Source organism: Pseudomonas sp. GM49 (genome assembly GCF_000282355.1).
Classification (GTDB): domain Bacteria; phylum Pseudomonadota; class Gammaproteobacteria; order Pseudomonadales; family Pseudomonadaceae; genus Aquipseudomonas.
This window is the reverse complement of sequence record NZ_AKJL01000299.1, coordinates 1-11,875: the sequence shown is the minus strand read 5'-3', so window position 1 is coordinate 11,875 and position 11,875 is coordinate 1. Positions and strand designations below refer to the sequence as shown.

Genomic DNA, 11,875 nt, shown 5'->3' with positions numbered 1-11,875 from the left:
CGGCAGGCTGCCATTGGCGAAGTGGGCGAACGGTTGCAGGGTCACCACGACCAGCAGGAAGATCAGGGTCAGGCCGATCAGCAGGATGTCGAGCGCCACTTCGTTCGGGGTCTTCTGCCGTTTGGCGCCTTCGACCAGGGCGATCATGCGGTCCAGGGTCGATTCGCCGGGGTTGGCGGTGATCTTCACCAGCAGCCAGTCGGACACCAGTCGGGTGTTGCCGGTAACGGCCGAGCGGTCGCCGCCGGACTCGCGAATCACGGGGGCCGACTCACCGGTAATCGCCGCTTCGTTGACCGCCGCGATGCCTTCAATCACCTCGCCGTCACCGGGAATCATCTCCCCCGCTTCGACGCGCACCACATCGCCTTTGCGCAGGTTGGCGGCCGGCACCACCTGAAAGCTGCCGTTGCCGGTTTTGCGCCGGGCGCTGAGGCCTTCGCTGCCGGCCTTGAGGCTGTCGGCGCGGGCCTTACCGCGGCCTTCGGCCAGGGCTTCGGCGAAGTTGGCGAACAGCACGGTGAACCACAGCCACACCGCGATTTGCGCGGCAACGAAGGTCGGCACCGCCGTGTCGGGAATGAAGCACAGCACGGTGGTCAGGATCGCTGTCAGTTCGACCACCAGCATCACCGGCGCACGCTGCAATTGCCGTGGGTCGAGCTTGACGAAGGCTTGCAGCAGCGCCGGGCGCCATAGGGCCGAGATCGCGGTTTTCGATTGTTCCGGCGCTTTCATGGCGACCGGTTTAATTACGGGCATATTCATCAAATAATCCTCAGAAGCCCATGCTCAGATGTTCAGCGATAGGACCCAGCGCCAACGTCGGCAAGAAGGTCAGGCCACCCACCAGCAAGATGGTCACGGTCAGCAGGGTCACGAACAGCGGGCCGTGGGTCGGGAAGCTGTTCTGCCCGATCGGTGCGGTTTTCTTCATCGCCAGGCTGCCGGCCAGGGCCAGAACCGGGAGGATGTAACCGAAGCGACCGATCAACATGCCAAGGCCCAGCATCAGGTTGTGGAACGGGGTGTTGGCGCCGAAGCCACCAAACGCCGAACCGTTGTTGGCACTGGCCGAGGTGTAGGCGTAGAGCAACTGACTGAAACCATGAGCGCCAGGGTTGCTCACGGCGGCCACAGGGCCTGGCAGGCTGGCGGCAATCGCGCCGAGCACCAGTACGCCAATCGGCATGACCATCAGGGTCACCACCAGCAATTGCACTTCTTTGGCTTGCAGTTTCTTGCCGAGGTATTCCGGGGTGCGGCCGATCATCAGGCCGGCGAGGAACACTGCGATCAGCACGTTGAGCAACATGCCGTAGAGACCGGCGCCAACACCACCGAAGATCACTTCGCCAACCATCATGTTGACCAGCGCCACCATGCCACTCAGCGGGTTGAGGCTGTCGTGCATGGCGTTGACCGAACCGTTGGACGCGGCCGTGGTGGTCACCGACCACAACACCGTGGCAGTGGTGCCGAAACGCGCTTCCTTGCCTTCCAGCGGTGCCGTCTGTTCGACAGCGACATTGTTCAGGGCGGGGTTCGGTTGGTATTCAGCCCACAGCGAGGTCGCGCCGCCGATCAGGAACAGCGCCAGCATGCAGGCGATGATCGCGCGGCTCTGGCGCAGGTCCTTCACGTAATGGCCGAAGGTGAACACCAGCGCGACGGGGATCAGAATGATCGAGGCCATTTCGAACAGGTTGCTCCACGCGGTCGGGTTCTCGAACGGATGCGCTGAGTTCACGCCGAAGAAACCACCACCATTGGTGCCCAATTGCTTGATCGCAATCTGACTGGCGGCCGGGCCGAGCGGAATCACTTGATCGACCCCCTGCATCGTCACCGCGTTCACGTACTGGGCGAAGGTTTGCGGCACGCCCTGCCAGACCAGGTACAGCGCCAGCAGCAGGCACATGGGCAGCAAGCCGTAGAGGGTGGCGCGGGTCATGTCAACCCAGAAGTTGCCCAGGGACTGGGTGGACTTGCGCCCGATACCGCGGCAAAGAGCAACCAGCACAGCGAGACCGGTGGCGGCGCTGACGAAGTTCTGCACGGTGAGGCCGACCATCTGGCTCAAGTAGCTCAGGGACGCTTCACCGCTGTAGGCCTGCCAGTTGGTGTTGGTCATGAAGCTGACGGCGGTGTTGAACGCCAGTGTCCACTCCTGGCCCGGCAGGTTTTGCGGGTTCAGCGGCAAGTGGTCCTGGAACAACAGGATCGCGAACAGCAGCAGGAAACCCGCGAGGTTGAAGGCGAGCAAGGCCAGTGCGTACTTCTGCCAGCTCTGTTCGGCTTGCGGATCGACGCCGGCCAGACGATAACAACCGCGTTCGACCGGACCGAGAACCGGCGTCAGCCAGGTGCGCTGCCCTTCCATCACCTTGTAGTAGAAGCGCCCGAGAAACGGCGCCGGGACCAATACCAGGGCGAAAAACCCGAGGATCAGCCAATAGTCATAACTGTGCATAGCCGCTCCTAGTTCCGGTCCGCGCGCAGCAGCGCAACCAACAGATAAATGAACAGCCCCACTGCCAGCAGCAGCGACACCCCGTCCAGAACGCTCATGGAAGTTCTCCGTGTTACGGCGTATTGCCGCGTGTGGAGTCATTGTCGGAAAGGAGGCTGTAAAGGAACGAGATCGAGGGTGCGGGCGGGGCATAAAGAAAACGTAAAGAGTGGGTTTACGCAGGGGTTGCAGGGTGTGAGGAGGAGCTCCAGTGCGGAAAAAAACGGGAGTGTCGCAGGTAGAACTCTAAATTGTGCGCGAGAGTAGTGAGGGATGGCTGCAAGTCGTGGATAATCCCGCCCGATTGGCGCGACGCAACCGAATGGGGTCAAGAACTCTTGCACCTCCCCGCTCGCGCCTGCAAGCTACCGTTATCCGCATTACTGAAAAAGGCTGGCCCAACGTGCGTATCCTTATTACCGGCGGAGCCGGTTTCATAGGCTCGGCCCTTGTTCGCGAGCTGATTCAACACACTGAGCATGAAGTGCTCAACCTGGACAAACTGACGTATGCCGGCAATCTCGAATCGCTGACCAGCATTGCCAACGACACTCGCTACGAGTTCGTTCAGGCCGATATCGTGGATCAGGCGAGCGTCACAGCCGTGCTGGCACGTTTCCAGCCTCACGCGATCATGCACCTGGCAGCGGAGTCCCACGTCGACCGTTCCATCGACGGGCCATCGGAATTCATCCAGACCAACATCGTCGGTACCTACAGCCTGCTCGAAGCCAGCCGCGCCTATTGGCAAGCCCTCCCGTCGCCTGAGAAAAGCGCCTTCCGCTTTCATCACATTTCCACTGACGAGGTTTACGGCGACCTGCACGGTGCCGACGATCTGTTTACGGAAACGACGCCCTACGCACCGAGCTCGCCCTACTCCGCCAGCAAGGCAGCGTCCGACCACCTGGTCCGCGCCTGGCAACGAACCTATGGCCTGCCGGTGCTGCTGACCAATTGCTCGAACAATTACGGGCCGTTCCACTTCCCCGAAAAACTGATTCCGCTGGTCATCCTTAATGCCTTGGCCGGCAAGCCGCTGCCGGTGTATGGCGATGGCCTGCAAGTTCGCGACTGGCTGTTCGTCGAAGACCATGCCCGGGCACTGCTCAAAGTCGTGACCACCGGCACCGTCGGCGAGACCTACAATATCGGCGGGCACAACGAACAAAAGAACATCGATGTGGTGCGTGGCATCTGTGCCTTGCTTGAAGAACTGGCACCGCACAAGCCTGAGGGCGTTGCGCATTACGCCGACCTGATCACGTTCGTCCAGGATCGTCCTGGCCATGACTTGCGCTACGCAATCGACGCCAGCAAGATTGAACGCGAACTGGGCTGGGTGCCCGAGGAGACGTTCGAAACCGGCTTGCGCAAAACCGTTCAATGGTACCTGGACAACATGCAATGGTGCCGCCGTGTTCAAGATGGCAGCTATCAGGGCGAACGCCTTGGCGCCATCAATCCCAAGGAACTGCTCGCATGATGAAAGGCATCGTTTTGGCGGGTGGCTCGGGCACACGCCTGCACCCGATTACGCTCGGAGTGTCGAAGCAGCTGTTGCCGGTCTACGACAAGCCAATGATCTATTATCCGATCTCGGTGCTGATGCTGGCCGGCATCAAGGATATTCTGCTGATCTCCACACCGCATGACCTGCCTCAATATCGCAATCTGCTGGGTGACGGCAGCCAGTTCGGGGTGAATTTCAGCTTTGCCGAGCAGCCATCACCGGACGGTCTGGCCCAGGCTTTTCTGATTGGCGAAGAGTTCATTGGCAATGACTCTGTGTGCCTGATCCTCGGCGACAATATCTTCCATGGTCAGCACTTTGGCGAACAATTGCAGAGCGCGGCAAAACGCTCTTCCGGCGCCACCGTGTTCGGTTACTGGGTCAAAGACCCCGAGCGCTTCGGTGTCATCGATTTCGACAGCGACGGCCGTGCGCTTTCGATCGAGGAAAAACCGAAAAAGCCGAAATCAAGTTATGCCGTTACCGGCCTGTATTTCTACGACAACGACGTGATCGAGATTGCCAAGGCGGTAAAACCTTCGCCTCGCGGCGAGCTGGAAATCACCGACGTCAACAATGCCTATCTGCAACGTGGCGATCTGCAGGTCGAACGCTTTGGTCGAGGTTTCGCCTGGCTCGACACTGGCACCCACGATAGCTTGCTCGAAGCCTCCCAGTACGTGCAAACCATCGAACACCGCCAAGGCCTCAAAGTTGCCTGTCTCGAAGAGATTGCCTATGAACATGGCTGGATCAACCGCGAGCAGTTGCTGGAGCGCGCCCGGTACTTCGGCAAGACCGGATATGGCCAGTACCTGGCCAAACTCGCAGGGGAAGAGCAATGAACCTGTGTGAGCCCGATTTGCCCGGTAACGAGACTGGACTGTACCCGTGAAAATACTCATCAATGGCCGGCACGGTCAGGTTTCACATGAGTTGCAGCGGCGGCTGGGGGCTGTCGGCGAACTGATCGTATTGGGTCGCGATCAGCTCGATCTCGCGCAACCCGATCAGATTCACCGTCAGGTGCAAAACGTCCGGCCCGATCTGATCATCAACGCAGCGGCCCATACCGCGGTTGATCTGGCAGAAAGCGAGCCGCAAACAGCCTTTGCCATCAATGCGGTAGCTCCCGGCATCCTCGCCGAAGAAGCGCTGGCTCTCGACATCCCGTTGATACATTACTCCACGGACTATGTATTCGACGGGATGAAAGCCAGCCCCTACAACGAGGACGACACGCCAAATCCGCTCGGGGCGTACGGCAAGAGCAAGCTGGCCGGTGAACAGGCCATCAGGGATGTGCAAGGTAAATATCTGATCCTGCGTACCAGTTGGGTCTATTCAACCCATGGCCGCAACTTTCTGCTGACGATGCAGCGTTTGCTGCAAGAGAAACCCGAGTTACGTGTAGTCGCCGATCAAATCGGAGCGCCTACATGGGCCGGTACAATCGCCAATAGCACCCTTGCCCTGATTGAACGCTGGCAGACGAACGAAGTTGCCAACTGGGGTACTTATCACCTGACCGCTCAAGGTGAAACCTCCTGGTTCGGCTTCGCCCAAGCGATCGGCGAAACATTGCGACAACAGGGCAGGCCCTGCGCCGACCTGTTACCGATCCCGTCCAGCGACTACCCTACGCCGGCCGCCCGACCGCTCAACTCGCGCCTGGATTGCAGTCGCTTGCAACGCGATTGGGGCGTCAGTCAACCTGACTGGCAAACGGCGTTGCGCGAGTGCCTTACCGAACAAACCTGAGCATCAACCGCAGCCCGCACCAGCATTGAACTACGAAATCTCCGCGTCGCTGCGGTGTCGGGTAGCGGGTATGCGGGCTTGCTCGCGAAAGCGGCATCTGAAACAACTGCGCCCCTGACTGAAGCATAAAATTCGTGCATCCGGTGGCGAACATCCCCGATACGACAGCTTTCAGCCCATTACGACGCACAATCGCGAAATGGCACGCCCACTGCACTGCCCCCCTGAGCTTTCCAAACCACTCAGGGAGCAAACGCATGAACACACAACTCAAACCCACGCTGGGCACCTTGCATCTGTGGGGTATTGCCGTCGGGCTGGTGATTTCCGGAGAGTATTTCGGCTGGAGTTATGGCTGGGGCGTGGCCGGGACGCTGGGCTTTCTGGTGACCTCGTTCATGGTCGCCACCATGTACACCTGCTTCATCTTCAGTTTCACCGAGCTGACCACCGCCATTCCTCACGCGGGCGGTCCCTTTGCCTACAGCCGTCGCGCCTTTGGCGAAAAAGGCGGATTGATCGCCGGGCTGGCGACACTGATCGAATTTGTCTTCGCCCCGCCGGCGATTGCCCTGGCCATCGGCGCCTATCTCAATGTCCAGTTTCCCGCCCTGGATCCGAAACACGCGGCAGTCGGTGCCTACATCGTATTCATGGGCCTGAACATCCTTGGCGTGAAACTGGCAGCGACCTTCGAGTTGGTGGTCTGCGTGTTGGCGGTCGCCGAATTGCTGGTGTTCATGGGTGTCGTCGCCCCGGCATTCAGCTTCAGCAACTTCGCGCTCAATGGCTGGGCCGGCTCCGACGTGTTCGGTGCTCCGGCGATTGCCGGGATGTTCGCGGCCATCCCCTTCGCCATCTGGTTCTTCCTCGCCATCGAAGGCGCAGCCATGGCCGCCGAAGAAGCCAAGGACCCGAAGCGCACGATTCCCAAGGCTTACATCAGCGGTATTTTGACCTTGGTGCTACTGGCGATGGGCGTGATGTTCTTCGCCGGTGGCGTCGGCGACTGGCGCACCTTGTCGAACATCAACGACCCGCTGCCGCAGGCGATGAAAACCGTGGTCGGCGAAAGCTCGGGCTGGCTGCACATGCTGGTGTGGATCGGCCTGTTCGGCCTGGTGGCGAGTTTCCACGGGATCATCCTCGGCTACTCGCGGCAGTTCTTCGCCCTCGCCCGGGCCGGTTACCTACCGGCATCCCTGGCCAGATTGTCGCGTTTTCAGACTCCACACCGGGCGATCGTCGCCGGCGGAGTAATCGGCATTGCAGCCATCTATAGCGACGGACTGATCAACCTCGGCGGCATGACGCTGACCGCCGCGATGATCACCATGGCCGTGTTCGGCGCCATCGTGATGTACATCATGAGCATGCTCAGCCTGTTCAAACTGCGTAAAACCGAGCCGAACCTGGAACGCACCTTCCGCGCTCCGTGCTACCCGCTGGTGCCGTTCATTGCACTGATGCTGGCGGTGGTGTGCCTGGTGGCGATGGCCTGGTTCAACACGTTGATCGGTCTGATCTTCCTGGGCTTCATGGTGGCAGGTTTCGTGTACTTCATGCTCACTGCGCAATTACGTGCCGACGCACCGGCGGATGCGATGTTGACCGGACATTGAAAGCGTTCGGGTGAACCTTGAACAACAGGCATAGAATAAGGGTGATAGCGATGGAACCCCATCACTCAAAGTGGTATGCACGATCGGTTGATGAACCTTCGCCGACCGCCTGTTTTCAAGGAGAGTCCTATGCCCTGGTATGCCTGGTTGATTCTGGTCGTTGCCATCGGCTCGATCGTTGGTGGTCTGATGCTGCTGCGTGACACCGCCAACAAGGTCGAACTGACCGAAGAGCAACGTAAGCGCGTCGCCGAACGCAATGCGGAAATGGACGCCAAGGAAGCGCAGGACCGCTGACTGAAAACCCCCGCCTGGAACGGCGGGGTTTGTTTTTGCGTGAAAGCGCCTGAAACCATGCCGCTTCGTCCCCATATCGAAGCATCTGCATGCTTTTTAGAAGTAGAAGTACAGTCACCATGCAATTTTCATTGGTTAATATGGGCCGCATTGATGCGGAGATATCAGATGCGTTACTCGCAGGACCATAAAGCCCAGACCCACCAACGCATAATCAAGGAAGCTTCAGCGCGATTTCGACGCGACGGTATCGGCGCGACCGGACTGCAACCCCTGATGAAAGCACTGGGCTTGACCCACGGTGGCTTTTACTCGCACTTCAAATCCAAAGACGAACTGGTGGAAAAAGCCTTGCAAGAGGCTGGCGAACAAGTCGACAAGTTGTGCGCGCAAATCTTCGCCGAGGAGCATCCACTCGAAGCCTTCATCGACGCTTATCTGTCCGAATGGCATCAAACCTCACCTCAGGAAGGCTGCCCATTGTTGACCATTTCCTCGGAACTGGGGCTGCGTGGTCAACCGAGTCCAACCAGCGACATCGTGCTCCAGGCGCGACTCGATCAGATCCAGCACACCCTTGACGGAGAGCGCACCGCCGAGCGCAGCATCGTCATCATGTCTACGCTGGTCGGCGCCTTGCTGTTATCCCGCAGCGTTGCCGACACCGAGTTTGCCCAACGGATTCTCGACGTCGCACGCGAACACCTCAAACACTCGCAGGATTAACCCTGCCAACGCTTGAACAGCACACTGGCATTGACCCCGCCAAATCCGAAGCCGTTGGACAATGCGTATTCGATCGCCATCGGCCGCGCGTTGCCATGAACGATGTCCACACCTTCAGTGGCAGGGTCCGGGTTCTCGAAATTGAGAGTCGCCGGCACGATCTGGTCGCGGATCGCCAGCAGCGTAAAGATCGCTTCGAGTCCTCCCGCTGCACCGAGCAAATGCCCGGTCGCCGACTTGGTCGATGTCACGGCGATGCCGTTTTGCACACCGAACAGCGCCTTGATCGCTGCCAGTTCACCCAGATCACCCACCGGGGTCGAGGTTGCATGAGCATTCAGATGCTGAACCTGAGCCGGCGAAACACCTGCCTGAGCCAATGCCAACGACATCGCTCGCCGCGCACCGCTGCCGTCTTCGGGGCCAGCGGTCAGGTGATAGGCATCGGCGCTGGTGCCGTAGCCGACCAGTTCCGCCAGAGGTTGAGCACCCCGAGCCAGTGCATGCTCCAGAGACTCGATAACCAGTAGCCCGGCCCCCTCTCCCATGACAAAGCCATCGCGACCACTGTCGAAAGGTCGCGATGCGCGCTCAGGCGTTTCGTTGTAAGCGCTGGACAAGGCGCGAGCAGCTGCAAACCCGGCAAGACTGACCCGATCGATCGCCGCTTCCGCACCGCCGCACACCGCGATATCCGCCTCACCCGCACGAATCAGCCGCGCCGCGTCACCAATCGCCTGAACCCCGGCGGCGCATGCCGTGACGGGCGCGCCTAATGGCCCCTTGAAGCCATGCTGGATCGACACATGACCTGCCGCGAGGTTGACCAGAAACGACGGGATGGTGAATGGCGACAAACGTCTCGGACCACGGCTATCGGTGGTGCGCACCGCGTCGGCAATCGCGCCGAAACCACCCACACCTGAACCGATGATGGTGGCCGTGCGCTCCTGGGCATTGGCATCCAGCGCTTGCCAGCCGGCTTGTTCCAGTGCCTGACGCGCGGCTTCCATGGCAAACAGGATGAAGCGGTCCATCTTCTTCTGTTCCTTGGGTGGGGTTGCCCGGTCCGGATCGAAACCCGCCTGCGGATCATCAGCCAGCGTCGGCACCGCACCACCGACCTTGGCCGGCAGATCGGCAACCACCTCTTCAGGTAACGTGCGCAGCCCGGAACGCCCGGCCAACAGCCGCGCCCAGACCGCTTCGACACCGCTCCCCAGCGGCGATACCAGGCCCATGCCTGTTACAACTACGCGACGATCACTCATACCAAACACACCTCAAACCGATTGATGGCGCTTACCGATAACGGGCAGCGGCCTTGCTTTTGGAAAGATTAGGCGCCATCACATGACGCGCCGCCACGAACGCATCCCAATCCGCCGCATCGGGCAACGAAGGGATAGTGATCAATTCACCCTGATCCAGACCCGACAACGCAGCATCGACCATCTCACCTGCCTCCATCACCATTTCCGCAGGAATCTGCGACGCATCGATACCGGAGCGTTCCCAGATTTCAGTACGTGTCACACCGGGCAGCACCGCTTGAATCCTCACCCCGGTGCCATTCAGCTCGGCGTTCAACGATTGAGTCAAGCTCAATACATAAGCCTTGCTGGCGCTGTACGTCGCGTTGAAACGCTCGGGAAACAACGCCACCACCGATGCGATATTGATGATCGTGCCGCGCCCGGCCTTGGTAAAAATGGCCGCAGCCGCCGAGGCCAATCGCGTGACCGCGGTAATATTCAACTGAATCATTCTCTCCAGTTGGTCGGTATCGGCATTGGCCAATAGCCCGTCCGCCGCCACACCGGCGTTATTGAGCAACAGGCTGATACTCGAATCGCTGCGTAACCGCTGTTCGAGCTGCAATACGTCTACCTTCCGGGTCAGATCCGACTTCAGCACCTCGACCTTGATCCCATGCTCGGAGCGCAGCTTGCTCGCCGCCGCTTCCAGCCGCTGCTCGTCGCGAGCCACCAGCAACAAATCAAAACCACGGGCTGCCAACCGCTCAGCGTAAACCGCCCCTATACCGGAAGAAGCGCCGGTGACGAGGGCCGTACCTTGGGACTGAACTGAATTCATGACGGTGCTCCTGAAGGATGCTGAAGGACGCCTGACGCCAAGGCACTTCGACGCAAGCGGTATTTATTATACGCATAATTCAAACACAATATGATAGCCGTAATTTTCCATATCCACGAAGCGGCCGGCTCTCGTCGGTGCCCAGGCCAGTATGAGAGAGTAGACCCTGAATAAACGCAAAACCGCGCCGAACCTCTGCGATGGTATGAACGGTATTGCGGGCCGACCGATAAATGGTGGGGCGGATGAACAGTACGCATTCAACGGTGACTGAACGACAGGACTTTCATGCGTCGAAGCAGCCCATATGGCGATCAAAGCGATGTCTGATTGGCGGAAATGGGTACTCGGACACCATCCAGGAATTCAAACAAGGTGAAGACACCCTGCATATCAACGGCTGGACGACTACCAAGGCAGTGACGCAAATGCTGCAAACCAATGGGCTGGTCGTGACATTCGACATTGCAGTGATGGCGCTTACGGTGGCAGTATCACGCTGCTTGGGCAGACGACCTTGCTGGACAACGCGGACCTGTACTTTGCCTGATCTTGGGTAACCGACAAACCATTCAAGTACTGCGACTGACCCACCGGGCATAACTCTCGCTACTGGCAAAGGCCGATCAATGATCGACCTTTGTCGTCCAGTTTCGCCCTTAGTTCACCTCGATCCTGTCGCGGTTTCTATCCAGAATCGCTTTGCCGATACCCTTCACTTCCAGCAATTCGTCAACTGACGCAAACGCACCATTACTTTCACGATAAGCAACAATTGCTTTCGCTTTGACCTCGCCCACCCCAGCCAGCTCACGCTGCAGCGTAGGTGCATCAGCACTATTGAGATCGACTTTGCCGGATGGCGCCTTGACGGTCACATCCTGCACCAGAGGCGCATTCGTCACCTCAGGTGCCTTGACAGGCGCGGCGATTGCCGTAAGGGAAACGCAGGTGAGAAGGGCGAATACCAGAGAGTAGAAACTGCTTGTACGCATTAGTGAAACTCCATGACGTCGTTTGAGAAAGCAGCTTTTCCGAAGCTGCTCTCCAAACGTAGGCCATGCCATGGGACTGTCAAAAATGTGTACGTTACTGCATATGAAACAATCAGGGTTCCAGGCGGCGCTGCTGATAGATCCAGTCGACAATCTCACCGTCGGGGGTGTAGCCGCTGACGGTGTCGCGCAACAACTGGCGGACGCGCGCATAGTCGTCCTGATCCACCGCGGCGAGCAACTCGGTCAACTTGCCCTTCAGCAAATCCCAGGACAGGTGATCCTCGTTGGCCGTCATGATCATTGGATGCTGGGTCGCGCTGACGTTGTCACCGATCAACAGCTCTTCGTA

General features: G+C 59.2%; 12 protein-coding genes and 1 pseudogene. 6 read left to right on the top strand and 7 right to left on the bottom strand.

What is annotated here, in order from left to right; genetic code table 11:
- The 3 genes from PMI29_RS03190 to kdpF all read right to left on the bottom strand — a co-directional run.
- Window positions 1-768: P-type ATPase (locus PMI29_RS03190; protein WP_008003331.1), on the bottom strand; the 768-nt coding region annotated here is incomplete at its 3' end.
- Between the two features lie 10 nt (window positions 769-778).
- A complete protein-coding gene (gene kdpA / locus PMI29_RS03195; RefSeq protein ID WP_008003329.1) occupies window positions 779-2,473 on the bottom strand; it encodes a potassium-transporting ATPase subunit KdpA in 1,695 nt (564 codons plus the stop codon).
- 8 nt (window positions 2,474-2,481) lie between these two features.
- On the bottom strand, window positions 2,482-2,571 hold the full coding sequence (kdpF, locus tag PMI29_RS31535) for a K(+)-transporting ATPase subunit F (RefSeq protein ID WP_007899818.1): 90 nt from the start codon (window positions 2,569-2,571) through the stop codon (window positions 2,482-2,484).
- Window positions 2,572-2,915: 344 nt separating this feature from the next.
- On the opposite strand from kdpF, the gene rfbB reads away from it, so the two are divergent.
- The 6 genes from rfbB (at window position 2,916) to PMI29_RS03220 (ending at window position 8,431) form a co-directional block, all read left to right on the top strand.
- Window positions 2,916-3,998 (top strand): dTDP-glucose 4,6-dehydratase, encoded by a 1,083-nt coding sequence (gene rfbB / locus PMI29_RS03200; protein ID WP_008003327.1) that lies wholly within the window; start codon window positions 2,916-2,918, stop codon window positions 3,996-3,998.
- Complete coding sequence (rfbA, locus tag PMI29_RS03205) at window positions 3,995-4,870, top strand: glucose-1-phosphate thymidylyltransferase RfbA (RefSeq protein ID WP_008003325.1); 876 nt, start codon at window positions 3,995-3,997, stop codon at window positions 4,868-4,870. The genes rfbB and rfbA overlap by 4 nt, the downstream gene beginning before the upstream one ends.
- A gap of 46 nt (window positions 4,871-4,916) precedes the next feature.
- Window positions 4,917-5,786 carry a dTDP-4-dehydrorhamnose reductase gene (gene rfbD, locus PMI29_RS03210; RefSeq protein ID WP_008003323.1) on the top strand — a complete coding sequence of 290 codons (870 nt, stop codon included), beginning with the start codon at window positions 4,917-4,919 and terminating at the stop codon, window positions 5,784-5,786.
- 257 nt (window positions 5,787-6,043) lie between these two features.
- Complete coding sequence (gene eat, locus PMI29_RS03215; RefSeq protein WP_008003321.1) at window positions 6,044-7,408, top strand: ethanolamine permease; 1,365 nt, start codon at window positions 6,044-6,046, stop codon at window positions 7,406-7,408.
- A 129-nt stretch (window positions 7,409-7,537) separates the two neighbouring features.
- A complete protein-coding gene (locus tag PMI29_RS31530) occupies window positions 7,538-7,705 on the top strand; it encodes a DUF2897 family protein (RefSeq protein ID WP_007985427.1) in 168 nt (55 codons plus the stop codon).
- A 168-nt stretch (window positions 7,706-7,873) separates the two neighbouring features.
- Entirely contained in the window at window positions 7,874-8,431 is a 558-nt protein-coding gene (locus PMI29_RS03220; RefSeq protein ID WP_008003318.1) for a TetR/AcrR family transcriptional regulator, read from the top strand.
- Here PMI29_RS03220 and fabF read toward each other — a convergent pair.
- The 4 genes and pseudogenes from fabF to PMI29_RS03240 all read right to left on the bottom strand — a co-directional run.
- Window positions 8,428-9,702 carry a beta-ketoacyl-ACP synthase II gene (fabF, locus tag PMI29_RS03225; RefSeq protein WP_008003316.1) on the bottom strand — a complete coding sequence of 425 codons (1,275 nt, stop codon included), beginning with the start codon at window positions 9,700-9,702 and terminating at the stop codon, window positions 8,428-8,430. The genes PMI29_RS03220 and fabF overlap by 4 nt on opposite strands.
- Before the next feature lie 31 nt (window positions 9,703-9,733).
- Window positions 9,734-10,528: an SDR family NAD(P)-dependent oxidoreductase gene (locus PMI29_RS03230; protein ID WP_008003315.1), complete on the bottom strand. Its 795-nt coding sequence runs from the start codon at window positions 10,526-10,528 to the stop codon at window positions 9,734-9,736.
- Window positions 10,529-11,187: 659 nt separating this feature from the next.
- Window positions 11,188-11,523 carry a ComEA family DNA-binding protein gene (locus PMI29_RS03235; RefSeq protein ID WP_008003313.1) on the bottom strand — a complete coding sequence of 112 codons (336 nt, stop codon included), beginning with the start codon at window positions 11,521-11,523 and terminating at the stop codon, window positions 11,188-11,190.
- A 112-nt stretch (window positions 11,524-11,635) separates the two neighbouring features.
- Window positions 11,636-11,875, bottom strand: a pseudogene (locus PMI29_RS03240) (polysaccharide biosynthesis protein); the annotation flags it as partial.